Here is a 26,762-nt window from a genome sequence, read left to right as displayed (position 1 = left end):
TTAACGACTCAGAAACAATGAATCCAATAGCAATACGCCTGCTTTCGCAGCAGCTCATCTGCCCTCAATTTGATACTCCCCAAAAGGTGGTGTCTCATTTGGGAGCCATGCAAGCCCAGGATTACCGGATGGTAAGATGGGCTGTGATGATGCGTACTCGCAAACCTTCTTCCTTCGCATTCAAGAATGCATACGATGAGGGTGAGATAGTCCGTCTTCACCTGCTGCGTGGCACTTGGCAACTGGTTTCAAATGAAGACTATTGGTGGATGCTGGACCTGATTTCACCTAAGGCAACTTCTGTTGTAAAAGGATGGATGAAGAGTAATAAAATCAGCATCGATGATTCTGAGTTCAATCTGATTCACGAGATATTTGTTCAAAAAACCGATGAGATGCAGTCTGTAACAAGCAAAGACCTGAACGAGGCTTTGCTCGAAAAGGGCATCATCATGGACAAACATCGCCTATCCTACCACATTCGCTTTAACGAATTGAACGGTACTTTCTGCAGCGGCAATCTTCTTCCTACAAAGGCGACATACAGTCTCACGGAAAAGAAGGTTCCAAGAACAGCCAGGCTGGAACGTGATGAAATGCTGATGCTTCTGGCAAGAAAATATTTTCAGAGCCATTCGCCAGCCACATTCGAAGATTATGTCTGGTGGTCAGGACTGAGCACTTCTGATTGCCAACGAGGCATTGAGTTGCTTGGTTCAGAACTGAGGGTTGAAAAATGGAAAGACTATCAGTTCTACCTGCATGAATCATGTCGAACACGTGGATTCAGAAGAGGAAAGACTCATCTGATAGCTCCCTTTGATGAATATCTGATTGGTTATAAAAGCCGGGAATTAGTAATCCATCCACATCAAATGCCGTCTGCATACACTAATAATGGCATTTTCTTTTCTGTTATCGCCCATGATGGCAGAATTTGCGGCAACTGGAATCCTTGGGAGAAAAATCTCAACATCAGTTACTTTGATTCGACAGAAAAAGATTTGTCATTTGAGAAGCAATGGAAAATATTTAATGGAACGATAAAGAAGAAATAAATGACTATTGATACAACAAACCTCTGCTCGCATCTTCAAAAGAAGTTGTTTGAACCTGAGGGAGTATATTATCCTATCTGGCAAGCCATGCAGAACGATGAGGAGTTGACTGCCGCGGTTCGCTCACGACAGCTTCATATCTATCGTAACGGCAAGAAGATTCTCATTCTTGCTGGCAAGGCTCAGCCGAAGATTATCAGAGAAGACAAACTGAACGAATTGATTAAGAAAATAATATAAATGATTAAGAAAGAAGAAGTTATATCTTTTGTATGGCAGCATGTTCTGCTGCTCGTTTCGCTCTATGTAATGACTTTCGGAGTCGCAGCATGTGTGCGAAGTCAGTTAGGTTCAAGCGTTATTTCCACCATCCCTTACGTGATGGCTTCGGCAGGAAAGATGCTTGATTACATCCCAGGATGGACTATCGGCGGCTACACCATCATGATGAATGCGATCTTCGTGGTGCTGCAGATTCTGATTCTGAGAAGAAACTTCGAGTGGGTGCAACTCTTCCAGCTCGCTATCGGCTTTATCTTCGGAATGTTCATAGACCTCAATATGGTGCTTACACAGTGGATGGTTTCAGAAAATATCCTGGTCAATGCCCTTGTGCAGATTGCCGGTTGCACCATCCTCGGTTTCGGAATTGCCATGGAGGTGAAGTGCGGCTCAGTAACCATGCCTGGCGAGGGCATTTCCATCGCCATTCACAAGGTTACCGGCTGGCCTTTCCCTAAAGCCAAGATTCGGGTGGACATCACGCTCGTGGTCTTGGCCGTCTTGTTCTGTTTCCTGCTTCTCGGTTCATGGAAATGGGAGATCGTGGGCATCGGAACGCTCTTCGCCATGGTCTATGTAGGTGTTACAGTTCGCCTATTCAACAAACATCTTGCATGGTTCGACCGCCTGCTCCACTATCGTCCAGGTTGCCGAAGATATGTTTACGGACTGGCACGATACATAAGAAGACAGATGTAACGTCAAGATTATTTAAGTTCAACGGATAAAAATAGATGAACATGAATTTTCCAGAAATATATTCAGCAACAGGCATGATGGAGCTGATTCAGAAAATCGGCTTCCTCCCTCTCCTTGATAGCGGCATTGAAGGATTCTCTGCCGAAGACATCGTGGCGGAGGATTGCGGTTACGTAAGACTTCCTGAAGGCGGCTGGGACTGGCCGCTTTGGAAATGGAAGGGCGAGATTGTGCAGGAAATGCCATGTATGTACGGAAAGTTCTTCAACAAGAAAGCAGGATTCATCAGCCAGGAATGGTGGCCTGACTTCTGCAACTACAGAAGAAGCAAATACCCCCGTCCGGATGAAGAATCGATAGAAGGAGCCATTCTCAGTACGCTTCAATCATCGGGCAGTCTCATCACGAGAGAACTTCGGGCAGCCTGTGGTTTCACGGGCAAGGGAATGAGAAGCAAGTTTGACGGTTTTCTCACCCGACTGGAAATGGCGACTTACATCGTGACCGAAGATTTCATCTATCCTCATGACAAGCACAATCACGAATATGGCTGGGGATGGTCGCTGCTCAACACTCCCGAAGATCTCTATGGCAGGGAGGCTTGCCAATGCTATCGCACTCCCCAGGAATCTTATCAGAGGATTTTCGAGCATCTGAAAGAAATCCTGCCTGATGCTTCGGATAAACAGATTATTAAATTAATAGGATAAAAATGACTTCACTTCAAGAAAGACTGTTCGCCATGCAGGATAAGCAGTATGCTGCTTTCCTGGCCAAACTGACACCGGGAGTGCCTGTGGAGAGTTTCATAGGCATTCGTGTGCCTGTGCTTCGCAAGTTCGCAAAAGAATTTACAAAGGAGGCTGAATGCGAGAAATTCCTTCAGCAGCTTCCTCACGAATACTACGATGAGAATATGCTTCACGGACTCCTCGTTTCCGAAGTAAAGAACTACGAGGAATGCATCCGTCTTACAGACAGATTCCTGCCATTCGTGGATAACTGGGCGGTTTGCGACATCATGTCTCCGAAGGTGTTTGCCAAACACAAGGAGGAGCTGTTGGCGAAGATCAAGACTTGGAGTAAATCATCACACGTTTATACTTGTCGTTTTGGAATAGAGACACTTATGTCTCATTACCTTGATAAAGACTTCAATGCAGAATGTCTTAAAATTCCAGCATCAGTAAGGAGCGAAGAGTATTACGTAAAAATGATGGTAGCCTGGTTCTTCGCCACCGCCCTTGCCAAGCAATGGGACCAGACAATTCCCTACATCGAGCAAAACCGCCTTGCTTCCTGGACGCACAACAAGACCATCCAGAAGTCCATTGAGAGCAACAGAATCACGCCCGAGCAAAAAGAATATCTGCGGACATTGAAGATAAAATAATTATGACACAAGCGACAAATGTTAGGGCCGTTTTCCGGTCATTAAGGTCACGGTCATTAAGGTCATTAAGGATTTCCGGTTATTCAAGATGTCCCCAAGTTGTCCCTCAATGCCTCTCTAGCTTATAAATAAGGTTAAATCAAGTTCGCCCTGCAAACAAAATCCATCCATATAATCACTTTTCTGAATATTTTTTGTATTTTTGCAGCATCGGGGCATGGATGGGAATGAAAGTCTGGCACCATAAGACAATGCACAAGAAATTCAAATTAAAGAACGAAGTATATGAGCATTACAAAGAATGGGATATTTTGGAAGGGCATCAAGCGCCGGATAGGGAAATTCTTTGAGAAGGTGCACGAATGTATACTTATCTTTACCGACTGGCTGGGGTAAGTGCACATAGTAAATAAAATGCAAAACATTGATATAATCTGATGGAAACAGAAAGAATTTTACTTCGCCATTGGCAAGAATCGGATGCAGAGGCGCTCTTCAAGTACGCCTCAGACCCTAATGTTGGACCACGAGCAGGATGGCCAGCACATAAGTCTGTAGAGGAAAGTCGTGAGATTATCCGGACTTTCTTCCATAACGATACGACATGGGCAATCATATGGAAAGAGACTGGCGAGGCTATCGGCTGCATCGGCTACTACACCCATGAAACCAGCAACATCCCTATCGGAGAAAACGACTGCGAGGTGGGCTATTGGGTAGGAAAGCCTTTTTGGAACAAGGGAATCTGCACCGAAGCCTTGAAGCTGATGCTCGACTACTGCATCAACGAGAAGCATTTCGAAAACATCTGGGCAGACCATTTCACTGGGAATCCAGCTTCGGGAAGAGTTATGGAGAAATGCGGTTTCTCAGACACCGGAATGCTGAACCGATGCAGCCAACTTGTGGGTGGCGACAAGGATATGGTTAAAGTATTTAAGTACAAAGGATAAAAAACTCCTATAAAGGTAATAACTTCCGAAAAATAGGTATAAGCTCTTTGGTAGAATATGCGTATCTTTGCAGAAGATAAACTGCACTCGGCAATTTGAAAGCAAGCTTTCATTGCGCTCATTTGCATTATCTTTGCAAAAGTTTAAAATGGATAGGATTATGAAGGAATTATTCTTTAATACCATACAGGATTACAACGACTTTATAGGGGTGAAAACGCTTCATCCCCTGATAAGTGTTGTGCGTGTAGAAAACACCTCTCCTATAGAGGCGGCTGTGCATCACTACGGACTTTACGCCCTCTTTCTGAAGGAAAACAAGGGCTGCAAATTGTCATACGGCAGAACAGAATATGATTTTGACGAGATGACCGTAACCTCGTTTGCTCCAGGGCAGTCGATTAAGGTTGAACCCATTCCTGGAGTACCGCTTGCAAAATACACGGTATTGGCTTTCCATCCCGAGTTGCTCAACCGCACCCAGCTTGGCAAGAACATCTCCCGCTATGAGTTCTTCGACTATACAAGCAACGAAGCTCTACATCTATCCGCAGCCGAGGTAAACATCTTCCGTGACGTGCTCTCAATGATCAAGCAGGAACTCGAGCATCCTATAGATAGGCATTCGCGTGAACTCATCGTTTCAAACATCGAGTTGCTGCTGAACTACTGCCTGCGCTTCTACGACCGACAGTTTATCACACGCGAGGAGATAAATCATTCGGTGGTAAAGAAGTTCATCTCTCTGCTCGATGAATACATTGCCCATGAAGCAATGCGTGAAGGGCTGCCTACCGTAGCCTACTTTGCCGACAAATGCTGCTATTCTACCAAATATTTCGGTGAATTAGTCAAGACAGAGACTGGCAGAACCGCAAAGAGTCTGATCAACGACCGACTGCTTTCTGCAGCCCGTCAACTACTTGTAGATGAAACCTTAACCATTATGCAAGTCAGCCAGCGCCTCGGCTTTGAATATTCTCAGCACTTCGTCCGCTTTTTCAAGGCACAGACGGGAAAGACTCCAAGCGAGTACCGCAAGACTGCATAAATACAAGGAAGCATATATAGAATAACTATTATTTTTTACATCGAAGATGTTTTCTGGAGAAGAATTTAAAAATATAATACAATGAAGAAAATAGTACAGACAGCAGGGCGCACCCAGCTGGGTGAGTTTGCGCCGGAGTTCGCCCACCTCAACGACGACATTCTCTTCGGAGAAGTATGGAGCCGCAATGACCTGCTTTCATTGCGCGACCGCAGTTTGGTAACAATCACTTCGCTCATCAGCCAAGGAATCACCGACAACTCGCTGAAATATCACTTGCAGTCGGCAAAGAATAACGGAATTACCCGCACGGAAGCGGCAGAGATTATTACTCACATCGCCTTCTACGCAGGCTGGCCAAAGGCCTGGGCTGCCTTCAATCTGGCAAAAGAGGTATGGAACGAAGATGTGAAAGGAGAAGACGCTAAGGCTGCTTTCCAGCGCGAGATGATATTCCCTATTGGCGAAGCCAACACCGCTTATGCCAAATACTTCAAAGGCAACAGTTATCTGGCACAAATATCTGACAGTCAGATACCTTTCTTCAATGTTACCTTTGAGCCTGGTTGCCGTAACAACTGGCACACGCACCACGCCACAAAGGGCGGCGGACAAATGCTGGTAGGTGTAGCCGGACGTGGCTGGTATCAGGAGGAAGGAAAGCCTGCGCAGGAAATCCTCCCCGGCACAGTCATCCATATTCCTGCCAACGTGAAGCATTGGCATGGTGCTGCAACAGACAGCTGGTTTGCCCACCTCGCCTTTGAAATACCTGGCGAGAACACATCCAACGAGTGGCAGGAAGCTGTGAGCGATGAGGAATATAACAAGACAGAACTTTCGCAAGTAAGCTCCACACACTCTAACAGGGCAGCAGGTGCTGTGGTATAAGTCCGTAATACTGGTTTGCAAGTCCGCTAGGCGTTAGGGAGATACGCAAATCCGCAGGATCGCCTAGCGGACCCTAACGCCACACGAAAGCATCATGGTTTCTACCAAAACTATTTCTTTTGATTTATAAAACTTGAAAAGGTTTATTGCATTAACGAGATTTAACCGTTTGATATTTGATTAAAGATGTAGCAGGAGAAGAGAAATAGAAAGGAAAAAGCGAAAGAAAGAATATCTATTTTAAACCTTTGCGGATGATCTGCGTCTAATTTCTGTATGATGTTCAGATAATGATGTTCAGACATTCATCGCAAATAGAAATTATAAACTTTTAAATTTTGTGGTTTATGAAAAGAATGATAAGAATTTTGATGATAGCCATTTGCTGCATACTATCATGCAATATGTCAGCAAATGCAGGCAATGACAAGCCAATCGCCGTTAATGCACTCCCGGTAAAGGCTCAAACCTTACTCAGCAACCATTTCAACAATCAGAAGGTGATGCTTGCTACCATTGAGACGGGGGTTATCAACAAGAGCTATGATGTGGTTCTGCAGAACGGAACCAAGCTGGAATTTGATAAGAAAGGCAATCTCACAGAGATTGACTGCAAGCAGGGAAAAGTGCCAGCCAAGCTGATTCCGCAGGCCATCAGGAACTACCTGAAGGAGAATTATCCAGCGCAATCGGTAAAGAAGATTGAAATGAACAAGAATGAATACGAAGTGGAATTGGCAAATGGGTTGGATTTAACCTTCAACAAGCATTTCCAGGTAATCGACATAGACTGATGAGACAACCCGATATTGACGGATTGTTTTCAAAAGGTTCACCCGAAAAAATGTGGTGACCTTCATCTGATGAACCCCACCAACTTTCCCATTCCGGTAAGGATGCGGATGGTTGGTGGGGATTTTCATTTTATAAAAATCGGTGGTCTGAAGGTGCTTCATGCAGCAGATATTGTTGAAATCTATTAGATGACTAAATGATCTGCATTTGTGCAAATATTCATCAAGCAGAAGTTCCCGCTTAATGAAGCGGGGCTTCTGCTGATGGCTGACCGGGCAGGACGCGCAGATGATAGCGGTTGCCGTCAAATTCTACACGCATCAGTTGATTGAGCTCGGAAAAACTCTTCTGAAGATAATCTGCCAAATCGATGGCTACATGCCCCATCGTTCTGCGCAGATTGACCTCTATGCATTCGTTCACTCCGAAATCATCCTGCACATCAGAAGAAGCACCATCAGAAGCCGGAAGATTCTGTTCCTTGGCATAAATCATCATATCCACCCCAAACGGACCACTATAGATTCCCTTCAGGGCTGGCTCCATCACGTCAATGACATGCTGGCGAATCTTCAGCAATCGCTCCGGGCTGACGTAACGAGCCATCATCTCCACCTTCTTGTCTTCCAGGCAGAGAACATTTCCCGAATAAGCATTCTTGATGGTGTCGAAAAGCGACAAGCCACGATAGAGCACCTTGCCATCCACCATTTCAAACTCCATGCCGAAATCCATCACCTTATTATAATAAGGCTCAACGGTAACTCCACCCTGGCGGTAAATAATATTACCCACCCATCTTTCGAAAGACGGATAATCGCTGCCTTCCCTGAATTCATCAGCAGAAACGAAGCGCACTCCCCTGCCACTGCTGCTCCAGGGAGCCTTGATGACAGCCTTGCCCCACTCCCTGACGAGAGACTTCACCTCTGCCACGGACGGGACAAACCTAACCCCGCTCTGAAGATGCTCTGCAGCCCATTGGCGACTGCTTAACGCGCGTACCTTATTTAATATAGCATCGCCCGGCAAGGCTATTTCCGGTATTCCGATGTGTTCCAGCTCGCCCTTCAGGCTCAAATCCCATCCCCAGGGATGAACGCTGTCAAGAAATTCCGTCTTGATAAAATGTGCTAACTGAACTTTAGTGATAAACTCAACCTTATCAACAAGATCACCTCCAAGATGGCGCACCTTGTCACGGGCATTATCTATGTCATCGACCAAGACCAAATCACCTTCATCAGCCCATAAAGCAGGGATGAAGGAAAGGTCACTCCTGAGTTGGCGTCCTGCATGTGGAGCAGTAAACTGACGCAAATTTGAGGCCAAAGCCAAATCGTGTTCTGGATTGAAGATATGTAGTTTCATGCTGCAAAGTTATAAATAAATCGTTGAAAAACTGCAAAATCAGACCAATTTTACTTAGAATAGTGCTAAATAAAATAAAAAAAATTACTTTTTGCTATCTAGACTTTGCAAATTAGAAATAATTAATTACCTTTGCATCATAAAACAAAAAAGTAATAAAAGACAACTCATGGAAGAAGCATTCTTCAGAACACATACATACCTCGTAGAGCATACGAACGCCCCAGTAAGACGTACCTTGATGGACGAAATAGACTGGAGCGACCGCATGATAGGCATAAAGGGAACAAGAGGCGTAGGCAAGTCTACCTTCCTCCTCCAGTATGCCAAAGAGCACTTTGGCCCTACCGACCGCAAGTGCCTGTATGTAAACATGAACAATTTCTATTTCCAGAGTAGAGGCATTGCAGATTTTGCAGGCGATTTCGTGAAGCAAGGCGGCAGAACACTGCTCATAGATCAGGTTTTCAAACAGCCCGACTGGAGCAAGGAACTCAGAAAGTGCTATGACCTCTATCCAGAACTGAAAATTGTTTTCACCGGTTCCAGCGTAATGCGACTGAAGGAAGAGAACCCGGAACTGAACGGCGTGGTAAAGAGTTACAATCTGAGAGGATTCTCGTTCAGAGAATTCATCAATCTGCAGACGGGTAACAATTTCCAGCCATACGAACTGGACGATATCCTCCGCAACCATGAGCACATCATCAAGCAGATATTGCCGAAGGTGAGTCCGATGAAGTATTTTCAGGACTACTTGCACCACGGTTTTTATCCATTCTTTCTGGAGCACAGAAACTTCACAGAGAATCTACTAAAGACAATGAACATGATGACAGAGGTGGACATCCTCCTCATCAAGCAGATAGAACTGAAATATCTTACCAAGATAAAGCGTCTGTTCTACCAGCTGGCAGTGGAAGGAGCCAAAGCTCCAAACGTAAGCCAGCTTGCCGATAGCATCAATACGAGCAGAGCAACGGTCATGAACTACATCAAGTATCTGGCCGACGCACGACTCATCAACATGATCTATCCGGAAGGTCAGGACTTCCCGAAGAAACCGACCAAGGTGATGATGCACAATTCCAATCTGATGTACGCAATCTATCCGATACAGATTGACAAGCAGGAAGTTATGGAAACTTTCTTTGTCAACTCTCTTTGGAAAGACCACGTAGTGCACCAGGCAGGTAAGGACCATTACTATACTGTTGACGGTGAGAAGCGGTTCAGAATCTGCGACGCTCAATCTTCTAATAAGATGCGCAATAATCCCGACATCATCTACGCCCGATACAATACCGAGGTAGGCAAGGACAACAAGATTCCTTTGTGGCTTCTGGGATTTCTGTACTAAAAAAGAATTTTCGAAAGAAGAATTAAATACAAAACATTTTTAATATTTTATCTAAAAGTAAAATGGCAAAAGAGAAAAAATTTATCACTTGTGATGGTAACACAGCTGCCGCACATGTAAGCTACATGTTTACTGAGGTTGCTGCTATCTACCCTATTACTCCATCATCACCAATGGCGGAGCATGTAGATGAATGGGCTGCCAAAGGTCGTAAGAACCTTTTCGGTCAGCGAGTTTCTATCCAGGAAATGGAATCTGAGGCTGGTGCTGCCGGTGCAGTTCACGGTTCTCTCCAGGCTGGTGCCTTGACTTCAACTTACACTGCTTCTCAGGGTTTGTTGCTGATGATTCCTAACATGTACAAGATTGCTGGTGAGTTGCTCCCTTGCGTGTTCAACGTATCAGCTCGTACATTGGCTTCTCACTCACTTTGTATCTTCGGTGACCACCAGGACGTAATGGCTTGCCGCCAGACTGGCTTCGCTATGTTCTGCTCAGGTTCTGTTCAGGAGGTTATGGACCTCTCTGCAGTTCCTCACTTGGCTACATTGGAGACAAAGGTTCCTTTCGTTAACTTCTTCGACGGTTTCCGTACTTCTCACGAGTACCACAAGATCGAGGAGATGGATATGGAAGACATCCGTCCATTGGTTAAGGAAGAGTTCATCGAGGACTTCCGTAACCGTGCTTTGACTCCTGAGCGTCCTGTTACTCGCGGTACCGCTGAGAACCCAGAGACATTCTTCACTCACCGTGAGGCTTGCAACCCTTACTACGATGCAATCCCTGAGGTTGTAGAGAAGTACTGCCAGGAGATGACTAAGATCACTGGTCGTGAGTATCACCTCTTCAACTACTATGGTGCTGAGGATGCAGAGAACATCATCATCCTGATGGGTTCTGCTACAGAGCCAGCTCGCGAGGCTATCGACTACTTGAACAAGCAGGGCAAGAAGGTTGGTATGGTTGCAGTTCACCTCTTCCGTCCATTCTCTGTTGACTTCCTGAAGAAGACTATCCCAGCTACCGTTAAGCGTATCGCTGTTCTCGACCGTACTAAGGAGCCAGGTGCAGAGGGTGAGCCATTGTACCTCGACGTTAAGTCAGCTCTCTACGATGACGAGCGCAAGCCATTGATCGTTGGCGGTCGCTACGGTCTCGGTTCTTCTGATACAACTCCAGCTAAGATTGTTGCTGTATTCAAGAACCTCGAGTTGCCACAGCCAAAGAACCACTTCACTGTAGGTATCGTTGATGACGTTACATTCACTTCTCTCCCAGAAGAGGAGGAAATCCCAATGGGTGGCGACGACTTGTTCGAGGCTAAGTTCTATGGTTTGGGTGCTGACGGTACTGTTGGTGCGAACAAGAACTCAGTTCAGATTATCGGTAACAATACCAACAAGTATTGCCAGGCATACTTCTCTTACGACTCTAAGAAGTCTGGTGGTTTCACCTGCTCTCACTTGCGTTTCGGCGACAGCCCTATCCACAGTGCTTATCAGGTAAATACTCCTAACTTCGTAGCTTGCCACGTACAGGCTTACCTCCACATGTACGATGTAACTCGTGGTTTGCGTAAGAACGGTTTCTTCCTGTTGAACACTATCTTCGATGGTGAGGAGTTGGTTAACTTCATCCCTAACAAGGTAAAGCGTTACTTCGCTCAGAACAACATCACTGTTTACTATATCAACGCAACTAAGATTGCTCAGGAGATTGGTCTCGGTAACCGTACCAACACCATCCTCCAGTCTGCATTCTTCCGTATCACAGAGGTTATTCCTTTGGATCTCGCTGTAGAGCAGATGAAGGCATTCATCGTTAAGTCTTACTCTAAGAAGGGTCAGGACGTTGTTGACAAGAACTTCGGCGCTGTTGACCGTGGTGGTGAGTACAAGCAGTTGACAGTAGATCCAGCTTGGGCTAACCTCGCTGACGATGAGGCTAAGGAGGATAACGCTCCAGCATTCGTTAAGGAGCTCGTTCGTCCTATCAACGGCCAGGCAGGTGACCTCTTGAAGGTTTCTGACTTCGTTAAGCACAACACAGTTGACGGTACATGGCAGAACGGTACTGCAGCATTCGAGAAGCGTGGTGTTGAAGCATTCGTACCAGTATGGAACGTAGAGAACTGTATCCAGTGTAACAAGTGTTCATTCGTTTGTCCTCACGCAGCTATCCGTCCATTCGTATTGACCGACGAGGAGCTCGCAGGCATCGAGGGTCTCGCAACTCAGGATGTTAAGGCACCTAAGGCTTTGGCTGGAATGCACTTCCGCATCGAGGCTTCAGTACTCGACTGTCTTGGTTGTGGTAACTGTGCTGACGTCTGCCCAGGTAAGAAGGGTGAGAAGGCGTTGACAATGGTTCCATTCAACGTAGACGCAGAGGATATGGTCAAGGAAGCAGCTAACTGGGAGTACCTCGTACACAAGGTAGCTTCTAAGCAGGATCTCGTAGACATCAAGCAGAGCCCTAAGAACTCTCAGTTCGCTCAGCCATTGTTCGAGTTCTCTGGTGCTTGCTCTGGTTGTGGTGAGACTCCATACGTTAAGTTGATTTCTCAGCTCTTCGGTGACCGTCAGATGATTGCTAACGCTACTGGTTGTTCTTCTATCTACTCAGCTTCTATCCCATCTACTCCATATACAAAGAACGCTAAGGGTCAGGGTCCTGCATTCGACAACTCATTGTTCGAGGACTTCTGCGAGTTCGGTCTCGGTATGGTAATGGGTAACAAGAAGATGAAGGAGCGCATCGCTCACTTGCTCGAGGAGGCTAAGGCTCAGGAGCATGTTCCTGCTGAGTTCGTAGCAGCTGCTGACAAGTGGGTTGCTAACATGAACGATTCTGAGGGTTCTAAGGAGGCTGCTGCAGAGTTGAAGCCTCTCATCGCTGCCGGCGCTGAGAAGGGTTGCCCTATCTGCAAGGAGCTCAAGACTTTGGATCACTACCTCGTTAAGCGTTCACAGTGGATCATCGGTGGTGATGGTGCTTCTTATGATATCGGTTATGGTGGTCTCGACCACGTATTGGCTTCTGGTGAGGATGTTAACATCTTGGTACTCGATACTGAGGTTTACTCTAACACTGGTGGTCAGTCTTCTAAGTCAACACCTCTCGGTGCTATCGCACAGTTCGCTGCTCAGGGTAAGCGTATCCGTAAGAAGGATCTCGGTTTGATGCAGACTACATACGGTTACATCTACGTAGCTCAGGTAGCTATGGGTGCTGACAATGCTCAGACATTGAAGGCTATCCGCGAGGCTGAGGCTTATCCAGGCCCATCACTCATCATCGCTTACGCACCATGTATCAACCACGGTTTGAAGCGTAAGGGCGGTATGGGTCGTTCACAGCACGAGGAAGAGTTGGCTGTTGAGTGCGGTTACTGGCACTTGTGGCGTTACAACCCACTGTTGGCTGATGAGGGTAAGAACCCATTCACACTCGACTCTAAGGCTCCAAACTGGGAGAACTTCCGCGACTTCTTGCTCGGTGAGGTTCGTTACCTCTCTGTACAGAAGGCATTCCCTAAGGAGGCTGATGAGCTCTTCTCTCAGGCAGAGAAGATGGCTAAGCTCCGTTACCAGACTTACGTTCGTAAGAGCCAGGAGGACTGGAGCGAGCAGATCTAGTATTATCAAAAAAAACTTTAAGTTCTAAACATACGGGCCTTGGTTGCATTTTTGCAACCAAGGCTTTTTTAATAATATTATGCATAATCGAAGTAATATAACCACCCTATCCTAAAAAATGAAATAAATAGTTGCTTGTTTCATAAAAATAATGTATCTTTGCAAGAAAAATAGAAACGACAATGGAAAATAATAAAATAAATGTAGAAGAAATCATCAAGAATGATCTTTATCAATATCTTACTAGTAAAGACCTTGTAGACCAGCATCTGCCAGAAGCTCCTGACTTGGAACAACTCTGGGCAAAGGTTGGAGAAAGCTATCTTCCGGATGCACTGCGGGAGTTTAACAAATATCCTACCGTCAGCCTGGGCTGGATCATGTTCGTAGGAATGGCTCTGGCGAAGTATTGGGATGAAGATTGGGAACTCTACGGCAAGGTAGAAGACCACTACAAATATCTCAGAGACCGTATCGACTTCGACCACATGGACGACTATATCTGCGAGAAAGTTCTCCTCCTTGATGAAGCAAAGCACAAGGAACTGTCTGCCATCGTAGCCGAATGCGCTGCCCGCACCTTCCACCTGCTGATTCATCAGAATCTGCAGCCAGGAACCGAGGAAGCTTTCAGAGGCTTTATTGCGGCCCTTCACCAAATGTATCTCATGGGTATTGCCATGGAGCTGAAGGACCTGGGTTATCACATGACCCAACTGGCATAATCCTAATCAAAGGAGAATCATAAACACTGATAATAAATTGAGAATGAAGAAATATATCATCCTGGCACTTTTGCTAGCTTTTTCTGCAAATACAATATACGCCCAATCATCGTCTATGACTGATGATCAGGTGATGAAATATGTTGTAAAGGAACATGAGCGCGGAACATCCAATGCCCAAATCGTAACCAAGCTGATGCAGCAAGGCGTTGACATTTCGCAAATCCGACGCGTTCGCAATAAGTATGAACGACAGATGAAACAAGGCGGTATTGCCGGAGCCTCTGAAGAGATTGCCGGCAAGGACGCAACACGCCTTCGTACGAACAACGGAAAAAGGAGAGAAGATTACAATCATGTCAACAAAAAGGCAGAAAACTACAGCAATTATCGCATAAAGGCAAAAGAGGATGAAAATTTCAAGCGTTCTTACGATGAAAATGATGCGGAATTCATGGATTTTCAGAATGAGATGGATTTCATCATCCCTGATTCTACCCTGATGCTCAAGCGCCTTCTTGCTGAAAAGGAAAAGAACCGCAAGAAGGTTTTCGGTCGTGACATCTTCAACAACAAGGAATTGAGTTTCGAACCGAATATGAACATCGCTACCCCACAGAACTATCGTCTGGGACCTGGTGATGCTGTCATCATTGACATCTATGGAGCTTCACAGAAAACCATTCAGAGCACAGTTTCTCCTGATGGAGAAGTAACTATCGAGGGTTATGGACCAGTAAACGTAAGTGGTCTTACCGTAGCCCAGGCTAATGCCCGACTCCGCAACACTCTGGGAAGCCGCTACCGTTCAAGCCGGGTGAAACTGACAGTTGGGCAAACTAAGACCATCATGGTTAACGTGATGGGCGAGGTAAAGGCACCGGGAACCTACACCCTCTCAGCCTTTGCCACCGTGTTCCATGCACTCTATATGGCAGGAGGAACAAACGACCTGGGAACCTTGCGCAACATCAAGGTTTATCGTAACAACCGCCTTGTAACGGTTGTAGACATCTATGATTACATCCTCAATGGCAAGCTTACGGGCAATGTAAGACTGGCAGATAATGACGTCATCGTCGTTGGTCCATACGATTGTCTCGTAACCATTACGGGTAAGGTAAAGCGCCCGATGATTTATGAGATGAAGAAGAATGAGAGCGTCAACTCCCTTCTAAAATATTCCGGAGGCTTTGCTGGAGATGCTTACAGAAAATCTGTCCGCGTGAACCGCAAGACCGGAAGGGAAAAATCCGTATATAACGTAGAAGAGTTTGATTTTGCCAACTTCCGCATTGATGATGGCGACTCAGTAAGCGTAGATTCCATTCTGCCTCGTTATGCCAACACCGTAGAGGTAAAGGGTGCCGTGTTCCGCCCTGGAATGTACAACCTTGGAGAACAGGTAAACAGCGTCCGTTCACTGATAGAGCATGCAGAAGGACTCACAGAAGATGCATTCACCAACAGAGCCGTAATGCATCGCATGAAGGCAGACCGCAACCTGGAAGTAATCAGCGTGGATTTAGCCGGAATCATGGCAGGCAACACTCCGGACATTCCATTGAAGGAAAACGATGTACTCTTCATCCCTACCCGACAGGACAAGACCACAGAGCGCACCCTGACCATACGTGGCGAAGTGCAGTATCCTGGTGTCTACAAATATGCTGAGAATGAAACAGTTGAAGACTTCGTACTCCAGGCTGGAGGCTTGACTGACAAGGCTTCAACGGTTAACGTGATGGTAAGCAGACGAGTAAGCGATGCTAAGGCAACAGCGCCCGACAGCATCATTGCGCAGACCTATATTCTGTCTTTGAAGGACGGTTTTGTCATTGACGGAACTCCGGGCTTCAAGCTGATGCCTTTTGACGAGGTAAGCATTCGCAAGAGTCCTGCCTATGCAGAACAGCAGAACGTAAAGATTGAGGGTGAGGTGATGTTTGGTGGCACTTATACTTTGAGCCGTCGCAATGTGCGCCTCAGTGATCTCTTCCATAGAGCTGGTGGCGCAACCGAGCAAGCCTATATCAAGGGTGCCCGCCTGATGCGTAAGGCAAACGAAGCCGAAAAAGCTCGTATGGAAGCCGTCCTGAAAATGCAACGTGAACAGCAGCAGAAAAATCTTCTGCAACTGGCTGCCAGCAGCAACAATGCTAGCGCCATCACGCAGACAGCAAAGGAAGCCAAGGACGCGGATCTTCTGAAGTTCAATGTGCCGGAAGAATATCCTGTTGGTATTGATTTGGAAGAAGCGTTGAACAAGCCTGGCTCAGATGCAGACATCATCCTCAGGGAAGGTGACCGTCTGGTTGTGCCTCAATATAACGGTACGGTCAAGATCAACGGCGCTGTGATGTACGCCAACACAGTTGCCTACGAGAAGGGCAAGAGCGTATCCAAGTACATTGCCGAAGCTGGTGGCTATGCATCAGACGCCTACAAGAGCAAATCCTACATCATCTACATGAACGGCAAGGTAGCCAAGGTGGGACATGGTACCAAGGTTCAGCCAGGCTGCGAGATAGTAATACCTGCCAAGATGAAGCGCAAGATGAGCGTTGCAGAAACCATGAGTCTGGGTACAAGCATGAGTAGCATCGCAGCCATGATTGCGACGATAGCTAATCTGAGCAAGTAATGACGATTAACATAAACGAAAAATGGAAGCAAAAAAGATAGATTATAAAAAGGTATTTCAAGAAATAAAGCTGAGACGTAAGCTATATGCAATAATCATACCCATCGTATTTGTATTGTCATGTCTCTATATCGTTTGCGTACCTAGGGTCTATGCTGCTGAAGCAGTAGTAGTACCAGAAGTGGAAAGTGCCGGTTCCGGTAGCGGTTCTGCCTTGAGTTCGCTGGCCTCTACTTTTGGACTGGATCTGTCGTCCATGCAGTCCACAGACGCTATCACTCCGCTGCTCTATCCGGAACTGATGGATGATAATGGTTTCGTATCAAAATTGTTTCATATCAAGGTCACGAATAAGGATCATTCCATCTCCACCGATTACTATACTTACTTGAAGAAACACCAGGAAGTTGCCTGGTGGACTGCATGTATGGGTTGGATTAAGGGGAAACTGACTTCAAAGAAACAGGACTTGGCAACGGATGGCAAATTCAATCCTTATAATTTGTCAAAAGACGATTCAAATATCGTAGAACAAATCAAGGAGAGCATCAAATTTACAACAGACAAGAAGACCGGTGCCATCACCATTAGTGCCAAAGCACAGGATCCATATATCTGTAAGATTCTGGTAGATTCTGTAAGACAACATCTCCAGGTATTTATAACCAATTATCGAACCAATAAGGCGAGAAATGATGTGAAGTATTACCAGAAACTTACAGCAGAAGCCAAAGCTGCATACGAAAAATCCCGCCAGCTCTACGGAAGCTATTCGGATGCAAACATGGACGTTATTTTGGAAAGTATTCATGCAAAACAGAATGACCTGGAGAATGACATGCAGCTAAAGTACAATAGTTATTCCTCTCTCAGCACACAATTGCAACTGGCAAAAGCCAAGGTTCAGGAACGTACACCTGCCTTTTCCTTGATAAAAGGTGCTGTTGTGCCTCTCAGACCAGAATCACCAAAGCGCATGATATTCGTTCTGATGATGACTTTCCTTGCTTTTGCAGGAACAACCATTTATGTGTTAAGGGATATAGTTTTAGATTAAAAAGCTTATGAACACCAATAGTAAAGTTGACAACACACAATCCACCAAACGCATTGCAAGCAACACCATCGTGTTGTTTGCAAGAATGGTGGTATTGATGTTTGTCAATTTATACACTGTAAGGTTGATCATCAAAGCTTTAGGGCTTGTAGACTATGGATTGTTCAATACGATAGCGGGCGTAATCACTACTTCCGCTTTCATCTCCGGCGTACTGACACTTTCCATCCAGCGCTTCTACTCCGTAGCTTTAGGCAAGCAAGATAAGGGAGAGTTGAAAAAAGTATATTCTGCGAGTATAAACATTGAATTAATCTTATGCATCATCATTATTACAATTTTTGAGACTGTAGGTTTATGGTTTGTCAATACTCAGCTTAACATACCTGCAGATAGAATGGAGGCTGTACTATGGGTTTATCAATTTTCTTTGATTACCTTTCTGTGTTCTTTCATACAAATACCATTCCTCTCTCTCATCTTTGCATACGAAAAGATAGGAGTATATGCGCTGGTTTCAACCTTTGAAAGTCTTGGAAAGCTGGTATTAACCTATGTAACCATCCTAATAGGTATGGACCATTTGTGCTTCTATAGCGGCTCGTTACTCTTCGTTGCACTTTTTGTCTTAACCACCTATGTCGTCCTAAGCCATTTACTCTTTAAAGATTTAAAATACACGAAAATAAAGGACAAGAGTATCTATAAAAACTTATTGTCTTTTTCCGGCTGGACAATATTGGGTTCAATAGCCAACACAAGCATGTTTCAAGGAGGTATTATTCTGATAAATATTTTCTTTGGTCCAATCATTAATGCAGCTTTTGGCGTTGCACTCCAGATAAACAATGCTGTTACCGCCTTGGTCAATAGTATGATTGTTCCATTCCGTCCTGCCATGCAAAAAAAATACGCAGAAGGCAATCTGGAATATGTCTGCCAACTGTTTACGATGTCCAATAAATTCATTTATTATGTATTGACAGCGGTATCCATCCCACTGTTCATCAAAATGAAATGGATTCTGACCTGCTGGCTTGGCTTTGCCAATGATATAACGGTTCTGTTCTGTCAATTGATGCTAGTCTATCTCATAGTAATATCCATGCATAATCCTATCACTATCATCATTCATGCAACGGGAAAAATCCGTAACTATCATCTACTGACAGAAAGTCTCACTGCATTGAGTCTTCCTATAACGTGGTTATTCTATAAGCTTGGATTACCATCCGAATCATTGTTCATGTCTATGTTGATAGTTTGCATACTGGCCCATATCGTAAGAATTTATTATATCCGAAAAATATTCACATATTTTTCACTGAGACAATATATGTGGGGATTTCTGATTCCTGCACTTATAGTTTCAATAGTAAGCTACGCTATATTTGCTTTCCTGAATGGATTCATCTCCAATCAGTGGATTAACTTAGCCAGTGTACTCTTAGGTGCGCCCTTATGCATGGCTATTCTAGGTTATATGTTGGGACTTTCTTCAAATGAGCGGCAACTTATCAAAAAGTTTTTAACATCAACAGTATTCAAACATGTCTGAAATCGTATCAAATAATATATTAAGCATATCCTATCTGTTAGTCTGGATATTGACGTTTATCTGGTATCATTATAAAAAAATGGTATTAGATACAGGAAGCGTCATTATGTTTATGTATATTCTATATGCTTTCTTTTCGGTTTTATCCATCAATGATCCGCTGTTTTCAGAAGCATACAAGCCTCTGAAATTATTCCCCTATATCTATTTATATACGATGTTAATGATAGCCCTGTCCCCTATTATCATACATCATCATCATCCTTCGGAATCCATCGAAAATCCCAATACCAGAATATTGGTCATAATAGGGTGCATCATTGTCATCTCAGCAATACTGATGATTCCAGGAATCATAACGCAGGCGAATAAGGGCATCTTGAATTTATTTGTTGATGAGACTGCGGCTAAAGAAGTATATACAGACCAGGTTGATGAAGTTAGCAACTCTGGTGGAGCCATACGTAATCTGCCAGCAGTAATCTACAATTCTCTTTCTGACATTACCATATTCTTACTGTTTTATTTTCTGTCGTTGAAAAATTTTAAACATAAACTAGTGATTTATGGCTTGGCATTTACAACTGTCCTAGGTATTATCATACCTATTACTCATGGACAGCGAGGCGGTATAGTGTCATGTACCCTTACTGTAATTGTTGGCTATTTTCTGTTTAAGCCCTATTTATCAAGCAGAATCAACAAGGCTGTAAAGAAGATTGGAATCATTTCCATGATTGTCATTTCACTGCCAATCATAGCAATAACCATGAGTAGATTTGGCAAGGAAAATGCCGGTGTTGGTGGTTTCATCAATTGGTATTTGGGACAAGGCAGCTTGTATTTCAACAATAATGGACTAGATGCAGGCGGCATAAGATACGGTGATAGAACCATCAATCTGTTCAAACGTATCATTGATCCAGGTACGCCCAAGAATTTTGTTGAGCGTAGAGACAAATATCATAACTTAGAATTGGATGACAATTTCTTCTCCACATTCGTTGGTGATTTTACAATCGATTTCGGTCCAATCCTGGCTTTTGTCATATTTGTCTGTGTATTCTATATGATAAGTCGCAAGACGAGGCTACATGATACTACAATAAAATTACATCAGTTACTGTTGATATACTTTACTGCATGTATCAGCATACAAGGAGGAATGACTCTATTCTCGTATGCAGACACAGGCAACTTGCGAATAATTACCCTTTTGGGATTATATGCATACTTAAGATATCACGAAGTATTATTAATCAAATATCCAAAAGAATAAAGACATGATAAAGAAGATATTAGATGTTATTGGTCAAACTTTGGGCTTGATTTATCCTCGTCAGCTAACGCCCTTATTTCATTCTATTCACAATAGAATATACACAGGTTTTCTGAGAAGAAGATTCAAAACATTCGGAAAATCCATTATCATCTGGCATCCATATACGCTGATGGGTGAAGAATACATAGAAATAGGAAATGATACCATTATAGAGAAGGATATTCAATTGACAGCAAGAAAAATTGATGAAAATCCTCCCTCAATCAAGATAGGCAATCATTGTCTTATCAGGCGTGGTGCACACATCACCGCCATCAGATCCATTGAAATTGGTAATCATGTGCTTACAGGTACAAATGTTTTTATCAGTGACAATTCACATGGCAATACTGACTACCAATCATTACACGAACCAACCACTGCAAGGCCAATAGTCAGTAAAGGTAAAGTAAGAATTGGCAACAATGTATGGATAGGCAATAATGTCTGTATTATGGCTGGCGTAACCATCGGAGATGGGGTTATTATTGGCGCTAACAGCGTTGTGACAAAAGATATTCCTGCTTATACAGTTATTGCAGGTGTTCCTGCAACAAACTTATACAAGAATGAGAATATACCTGGAAAATAGATAAATGCAGAAAATAATGACTGTAGTTGATGGCTATGTCATTTATTTTATATATCTTTGCAATATGGTTGCCCAAGGGCAAGATTATGTTCAACACAATAAGAATCGACTAGAAGATAAAAACAGAAATAAAGATGGAAGCAAGAATCATAGCAAATTATTTGCCACAATTTCACCCTATTCCCGAGAATGATAAGTTCTGGGGAAAGGGGTTTACTGAATGGACAAATGTAGCCAAGGCAAAACCATTCTTCAAGGGACATTATCAGCCTAGAATACCTGCAGATCTTGGCTTTTATGATTTAAGACTGCCAGAAATAAGAGAACAGCAGGCACAATTGGCGCGTGAAGCAGGGGTTGAAGGCTTCTGCTATTGGCATTATTGGTTTGGAAACGGCAAGCAATTGCTGGAAAGACCATTTCAGGAAGTAGTTGCTTCTGGCAAACCGGATTTCCCGTTCTGCCTCTGCTGGGCTAATCATGATTGGTCAAACAAATCATGGAAGAAGGACAGTAAGCTGGATGCTATGATTGCGAAGCAGGAATATTTGGGTGAGAAGGATCATACGGAACATTTCTATTCTCTCCTGCCGGCATTCAATGACCACAGATACATTACGGTAGATGGCAAAATCTTATTCGTAATATATGACCCATATAGATTCCAAGGTATAGAAGAGTTCATACAATTGTGGCGTAAACTGGCTAAGGATAATGGGTTGAAAGATTTCTATTTCGTCGCTATGTGTAACAATACAACTACTATACAGCGAACGGAAGATGGAACACTTAAGAGAGTATTGCCCAATCTGAAAAGCAGTAAAGAGGTTTATGAAAATCTCCTGAAACTCGGATTTGACGGGCTGAACTCGTACGGAAAGTCAAGAGCAGAAATGCTAAGTCAAGGAAAATGGAGAAGAATCATAAGTCTTTATCTACACCAGAAATTCCCTTGGCTCCCTGTACAGAAGTATAACTATCCCAAAGTGGTAAAGTACTTTTTCTCTCCAGAAGACCGATGGGAGAATATTTACCCAACCATTCTTCCACAATGGGACAGAACAGCCAGAGTAGGAAGAAAAGAGGGAGTTTACTATAACTCAACACCAGAAAATTTCAAGAAACATCTTAAAGATGCTTTGAAAATTGTTGAAGGAAGACCTCTTGAACACAAAATACTTTTCCTCCGTTCATGGAATGAATGGGGAGAAGGCAATTACGTAGAACCAGACTTGAAATATGGTCATGGATTTCTTGATGCCATAAAAGAATGTATATTGAAATGAAGCAAAAACTCTGTTTTATAACAAACATCGGGCCACATTATCGATTGCCTATATTCCAGAAGATTTCAGAAACATTCTCCTGCGATTTCTATCTAGGTGACCACATCAACACCAAGATTAAGGCTTTTGATTATAACAAGTTGAAAGGCTATAAAGAAACCCTGCACAATCGTTTCTTTCATAACTTTTATTGGCAAAGCGGCTCTATACAATTAGTCAATAGAGACTATACTCACTATATCCTCGATGGCGAACCATATTGTTTATCATCGTGGATAATATTGTTGTGGGCTTTAATAAGGCATAAGGAAACTATAGCATGGACACATGGCTTTTATGGAAATGAATCCTTTGTTAAGAACATTATCAAAAAAACTTACTATAAATTATTCACGAAGTTAATGGTTTACAGTGAATATTCCATAAACGTCATGAAATCCAAAGGTTTCAACCCGGAGAATATGTATTGCATTGCCAATTCCCTGGACTCTGCACATTTATTGGATATCAGGAAAAGACTTTGCAAATCTAATGTATACTCTAAGCATTTTCACAACAATTACCCAGTTGTGATTTATTGCGGCAGAATACAGAAGAGAAAGCAATTGAACCACATAATAGATAGTGCAAAAATGCTCTACGAGGAAAACTGCCCTATCAATATTATATTTGTAGGAAAAGATGTAGACGGAGTAGACATTCCAAGCTATGCTAAAGAAAAGGGAATAGAACAAAGCGTATGGATGTATGGTCCTTGTTATGAAGACTCTACCCTAGCTGAACTGTTCTACAATGCTTCCGTATGCGTTTCACCTGGTAATATTGGCTTAACTGCCATCCATGCTCTCTCATTTGGTTGCCCGATTATTACTCATGACAACTTTGCAGAACAAATGCCTGAGTTTGAAGCCATAAAGCCATCAAAGACCGGATACTTTTACCTGCAGGGAGATGTAGCTGATTTGAAAGATAAAATCAGAAAAGTTATATCAGCTGACGAAAAGACCTGGGAAGAAACCCGAAAAGAAGCATTCAAGGAAATAGACAGAAAATGGAATGTTGATTATCAAATTAATGTACTCAAAAAAGTTTTAGAAAATGAATAATCTGAAAATGTATTTTCGAACACAAGCAAGAAATTGCTTTCTTCATATCATGGGACTCTTCAAAGAGCCTCAGCCAGGAATTCATATTCTTAACGGACACCGTATAGCAAAGGAGAACGAACCATCTACATTCAGAAAAATGCTGGAAGAGCTTTCTCAAAAGGTTGAGTTCATTAGATTTGAAGATGCTGTCGAGAAGATTCATCATCATGAAATGCCTTCAAAGCCACTTGTTGCATTCAGCTTTGATGATGGTTTTCTGGAAGACTACGAGATATTTGCCCCTATATTAGAGGAATTTGGTACGAATGCAGCTTTCTTCATCAATCCGAATTATGCTGAAGGTTCACAGGAATATATCAATCATTTTAATGATTGCATCGTGATGACTCCAAACAAGAAACCTATGAGATGGGAGCAGATTATTGACCTGCACAAACGTGGACATATTGTTGGTGCTCATACGATGGATCATTACATGATCAATAGTACAGATAAAAAAGAACTAGAGTACCAGATTGTAGAGTGTAAAAAGATAATAGAAGACAAATTGGGATGCACCTGCAAATATTTTGCCTTCCCATACGGTAAGCTCTCACAGGCAAACAATCTATCTATTGATATTGCCTGTAAAACATACCAGTATGTGTTTGCACAGTCTGTTTATAAAAAATATTTTTCATTCAACGGAAAAGTAATCAACAGACGTCACTTTGAACCTTTCTGGCCAATCAGACACATGTACTATTTCCTGGGATGTAATAAGAAGTATGAAGAATAAAAAAATGTTTGAATGAAACTACTGCAGATTAACATAACAGCCAATTGGGGTTCGCACGGAAAAATTGCCGAAGGAATCGGCCAACTTGCCATAAAGGAAGGATGGGAAAGCTACATCGCCTATGGGCGCTGGAGTAATCCCAGCCAATCTCATCTCTACCAGATTGGCTGCATGATGGATGAAAGAATACATGGAATCGCTTCACGTATTCTGGACAATCATGGACTGATGTCAAAACATCCAACCCGACGATTAATCAGCTATATAGAAGAAATCAACCCCGATATTATCCACCTGCATAATATACACGGATACTATCTGAACTATCCACTATTGATGGAGTTTCTTGCCACATATAACAAACCTGTGGTATGGACGCTACATGACTGTTGGGCTTTTACCGGACACTGTGCCCACTACATGTTTGTAAAATGCAATAAATGGCAAACACATTGTGAGAAATGTCCTCAGAAAAAAGCTTATCCCAGCTCGTTATTGCTTGATAATGCCTACCGTAATTTTGAACTGAAAAAGAAATACTTCAATTCCATTCCCAATCTGACAATCGTTCCTGTCAGTAAATGGCTGGAAGGTGAAGTCAGGAAATCTTTTCTTTGTAATATTCCTCTCCAACAAATATATAACGGCATTGATTTGGAGACTTTCAAGCCTAGCCTTGAAATAGACATTAGAACAAAATATCAGCTTGCCAAGAATACAAAAATCATTTTGGGAGTGGCTTCTAATTGGTACAGAAAAGGATTAGATGACTTCATTTCCTTGAGCAAGATCTTGCCTGAGGGATATAAGATAATCCTGGTTGGAATCAACGAAAAAGATGCGCAAAACCTACCGGATGAAATCACAGCTATAAGAAGAACAGAAAACATCAATGAGATGAGATGTCTCTATTCGCAGGCTAATGTTTTCTTCAACCCAACCATCGAAGACAACTTCCCGACTACCAATATAGAATCATTGGCATGCGGCACTCCAATTGTTACCTATAAGACTGGTGGTTGTGAAGAAGCCATTTCTGCAGAAACGGGCTATGCTGTTGAACCAAAGAATTTAGAAGAGGCAAAAGGCTATATTCTGGAAATATGTGAGAAAGATAAAAAAGCCTACCAGCTTTCCTGCAGACAAAGAGCAATGAAACTTTTTGATAAAAATGAAAGACTCATAGAATATATAAACCTTTACAAACAACTGATATAGGTTCATTGAGTTTAGAGCATTCACTTAGAATACTCTAAACTCAAAAATCTTATACAGGAATTTTAGAGAGACAAGAAATGAATTGGTATAAATGCCATTATCGCGACAAGCTTTAACATCTTCGCGGATAAGCGTGAGGCGATTTCTGAAATATTGATTGCTGGCTCCCCCCGTTCGCATGGTTACAAAATCCTTAGATATGTAGCGACTTGAAATGCCATATTTTCTGAATAAGCGAACCATCATCTCATAATCAGCTCCAATCTTGTAATCCAAACTATATAACCCCGCCTTGTCGAAAACCTCACGTTTGCAATAAAAGGAAGGATGAGCGGGCATGAAACCGAAACGAAGCCAAAATGGAGAAAATAATCTTGAAGAATAATACCTCACACATTTGCCTAAATCAGCATCATGAACAAAATGAATATCGCCATAAACTGCATCTACAGAATAATTCATGAAATTATCAGCTACTGTCTGCAATACATTTTCATCCGTATAGAAATCATCAGAATTCAAAATTCCCACAACATCACCGGTTGCCATTCTGATTCCTTTATTCATCGCATCATAAATTCCCTTGTCTCTTTCTGAAATCCACTTCAATCTACCCTTGAAAGCAACTTGATATTCCTTCACAATATCAATAGAATTATCTGTAGAACCTCCATCGACAACTATATATTCAAAATCTGGATATGTTTGACGAAGTACAGATTCTACAGTATGCCTGATTGTCTTACCTCTATTATAAGAAGCTGTAATTATACTAATTTTCATTTCATCTCTTTAATTATTATTTGAATAGATTCATCTCACTAAGCAAAAGTGCAAGACTATCTTTCTGCAAATTTACATCTTTTGTATGAAACTGCCAAACTTTTATGATTATTTTATGCCTGCAGATAAAAATATTGGTTGTTGATGCAATAAATAACTACATTTAAGGTTATTAATAAAAAAGAGAAAAATTAAAA

24 protein-coding genes are annotated in these 26,762 nt (G+C 43.0%); 22 read left to right on the top strand and 2 right to left on the bottom strand.

Annotation, left to right across the window (positions count from 1 at the left end; all coding sequences use genetic code 11):
* Positions 1-17: 17 nt before the first annotated feature.
* The 10 genes from ACTQ16_RS10980 to ACTQ16_RS10935 all read left to right on the top strand — a co-directional run bounded on the left by ACTQ16_RS10980 (position 18) and on the right by ACTQ16_RS10935 (position 7,121).
* The gene (locus ACTQ16_RS10980) at positions 18-1,058 is read left to right on the top strand and encodes a winged helix DNA-binding domain-containing protein (protein ID WP_441937412.1); all 1,041 of its coding nucleotides are present in this window, start codon (positions 18-20) and stop codon (positions 1,056-1,058) included.
* Positions 1,059-1,298 carry a hypothetical protein gene (locus ACTQ16_RS10975; RefSeq protein WP_134843386.1) on the top strand — a complete coding sequence of 80 codons (240 nt, stop codon included), beginning with the start codon at positions 1,059-1,061 and terminating at the stop codon, positions 1,296-1,298.
* Positions 1,299-2,039, top strand: coding sequence for a YczE/YyaS/YitT family protein (locus tag ACTQ16_RS10970; protein WP_337946787.1), 741 nt, complete (start codon positions 1,299-1,301; stop codon positions 2,037-2,039).
* Positions 2,040-2,080: 41 nt separating this feature from the next.
* Positions 2,081-2,749 carry an AlkZ-related protein gene (locus tag ACTQ16_RS10965; protein WP_337946789.1) on the top strand — a complete coding sequence of 223 codons (669 nt, stop codon included), beginning with the start codon at positions 2,081-2,083 and terminating at the stop codon, positions 2,747-2,749.
* 2 nt (positions 2,750-2,751) lie between these two features.
* The gene (locus ACTQ16_RS10960) at positions 2,752-3,432 is read left to right on the top strand and encodes a DNA alkylation repair protein (RefSeq protein ID WP_441937409.1); all 681 of its coding nucleotides are present in this window, start codon (positions 2,752-2,754) and stop codon (positions 3,430-3,432) included.
* A gap of 194 nt (positions 3,433-3,626) precedes the next feature.
* Complete coding sequence (locus ACTQ16_RS10955) at positions 3,627-3,782, top strand: DUF1294 domain-containing protein (protein ID WP_294972514.1); 156 nt, start codon at positions 3,627-3,629, stop codon at positions 3,780-3,782.
* 87 nt (positions 3,783-3,869) lie between these two features.
* Entirely contained in the window at positions 3,870-4,385 is a 516-nt protein-coding gene (locus ACTQ16_RS10950) for a GNAT family N-acetyltransferase (RefSeq protein WP_441937407.1), read from the top strand.
* A 148-nt stretch (positions 4,386-4,533) separates the two neighbouring features.
* Positions 4,534-5,436, top strand: coding sequence for a helix-turn-helix domain-containing protein (locus ACTQ16_RS10945; RefSeq protein WP_441937405.1), 903 nt, complete (start codon positions 4,534-4,536; stop codon positions 5,434-5,436).
* An 81-nt stretch (positions 5,437-5,517) separates the two neighbouring features.
* Positions 5,518-6,327, top strand: a complete 810-nt coding sequence (locus ACTQ16_RS10940) for a carboxymuconolactone decarboxylase family protein (protein WP_441937404.1) — start codon at positions 5,518-5,520, stop codon at positions 6,325-6,327.
* Positions 6,328-6,683: 356 nt separating this feature from the next.
* Positions 6,684-7,121, top strand: a complete 438-nt coding sequence (locus tag ACTQ16_RS10935; protein ID WP_441937403.1) for a PepSY-like domain-containing protein — start codon at positions 6,684-6,686, stop codon at positions 7,119-7,121.
* 241 nt (positions 7,122-7,362) lie between these two features.
* Here the strand turns inward: ACTQ16_RS10935 and ACTQ16_RS10930 are convergent, their stop codons facing one another.
* Positions 7,363-8,493, bottom strand: coding sequence for a hypothetical protein (locus ACTQ16_RS10930; protein ID WP_441937402.1), 1,131 nt, complete (start codon positions 8,491-8,493; stop codon positions 7,363-7,365).
* Between the two features lie 169 nt (positions 8,494-8,662).
* On the opposite strand from ACTQ16_RS10930, the gene ACTQ16_RS10925 reads away from it, so the two are divergent.
* From ACTQ16_RS10925 to ACTQ16_RS10870, 12 genes are all read left to right on the top strand, one after another.
* Positions 8,663-9,853 (top strand): ATP-binding protein, encoded by a 1,191-nt coding sequence (locus tag ACTQ16_RS10925; RefSeq protein WP_153125994.1) that lies wholly within the window; start codon positions 8,663-8,665, stop codon positions 9,851-9,853.
* A 62-nt stretch (positions 9,854-9,915) separates the two neighbouring features.
* On the top strand, positions 9,916-13,494 hold the full coding sequence (gene nifJ / locus ACTQ16_RS10920) for a pyruvate:ferredoxin (flavodoxin) oxidoreductase (RefSeq protein WP_441937400.1): 3,579 nt from the start codon (positions 9,916-9,918) through the stop codon (positions 13,492-13,494).
* 182 nt (positions 13,495-13,676) lie between these two features.
* Positions 13,677-14,219, top strand: coding sequence for a hypothetical protein (locus ACTQ16_RS10915; RefSeq protein WP_153125993.1), 543 nt, complete (start codon positions 13,677-13,679; stop codon positions 14,217-14,219).
* 43 nt (positions 14,220-14,262) lie between these two features.
* Positions 14,263-16,863 (top strand): SLBB domain-containing protein, encoded by a 2,601-nt coding sequence (locus ACTQ16_RS10910; protein ID WP_441937398.1) that lies wholly within the window; start codon positions 14,263-14,265, stop codon positions 16,861-16,863.
* A 22-nt stretch (positions 16,864-16,885) separates the two neighbouring features.
* The gene (locus tag ACTQ16_RS10905; protein ID WP_441937396.1) at positions 16,886-17,920 is read left to right on the top strand and encodes a chain-length determining protein; all 1,035 of its coding nucleotides are present in this window, start codon (positions 16,886-16,888) and stop codon (positions 17,918-17,920) included.
* A 7-nt stretch (positions 17,921-17,927) separates the two neighbouring features.
* Entirely contained in the window at positions 17,928-19,478 is a 1,551-nt protein-coding gene (locus ACTQ16_RS10900) for a polysaccharide biosynthesis protein (RefSeq protein ID WP_441937394.1), read from the top strand.
* On the top strand, positions 19,471-20,757 hold the full coding sequence (locus ACTQ16_RS10895) for an O-antigen polymerase (protein WP_441937392.1): 1,287 nt from the start codon (positions 19,471-19,473) through the stop codon (positions 20,755-20,757). Before ACTQ16_RS10900 ends, ACTQ16_RS10895 begins: the two co-directional genes overlap by 8 nt.
* A gap of 4 nt (positions 20,758-20,761) precedes the next feature.
* On the top strand, positions 20,762-21,391 hold the full coding sequence (locus ACTQ16_RS10890) for an acyltransferase (RefSeq protein ID WP_441937391.1): 630 nt from the start codon (positions 20,762-20,764) through the stop codon (positions 21,389-21,391).
* A gap of 134 nt (positions 21,392-21,525) precedes the next feature.
* Positions 21,526-22,677, top strand: a complete 1,152-nt coding sequence (locus tag ACTQ16_RS10885; protein WP_441937390.1) for a glycosyltransferase WbsX family protein — start codon at positions 21,526-21,528, stop codon at positions 22,675-22,677.
* On the top strand, positions 22,662-23,783 hold the full coding sequence (locus ACTQ16_RS10880; protein ID WP_441937389.1) for a glycosyltransferase: 1,122 nt from the start codon (positions 22,662-22,664) through the stop codon (positions 23,781-23,783). Before ACTQ16_RS10885 ends, ACTQ16_RS10880 begins: the two co-directional genes overlap by 16 nt.
* Positions 23,784-23,832: 49 nt before the next feature.
* Entirely contained in the window at positions 23,833-24,564 is a 732-nt protein-coding gene (locus ACTQ16_RS10875) for a polysaccharide deacetylase family protein (protein WP_441937388.1), read from the top strand.
* A 12-nt stretch (positions 24,565-24,576) separates the two neighbouring features.
* Positions 24,577-25,782 (top strand): glycosyltransferase, encoded by a 1,206-nt coding sequence (locus ACTQ16_RS10870; RefSeq protein WP_441937386.1) that lies wholly within the window; start codon positions 24,577-24,579, stop codon positions 25,780-25,782.
* 24 nt (positions 25,783-25,806) lie between these two features.
* On the opposite strand, the gene ACTQ16_RS10865 is transcribed toward ACTQ16_RS10870, so the two are convergent.
* Entirely contained in the window at positions 25,807-26,565 is a 759-nt protein-coding gene (locus ACTQ16_RS10865) for a glycosyltransferase family 2 protein (protein WP_441937384.1), read from the bottom strand.
* Positions 26,566-26,762: the final 197 nt, after the last annotated feature.

This window comes from Prevotella sp. LCP21S3_D2, assembly GCF_052118345.1.
Taxonomy (GTDB): domain Bacteria; phylum Bacteroidota; class Bacteroidia; order Bacteroidales; family Bacteroidaceae; genus Prevotella.
Note: the sequence above shows the minus strand (reverse complement) of the source record. Positions and strands in the feature narration are given on the sequence as shown.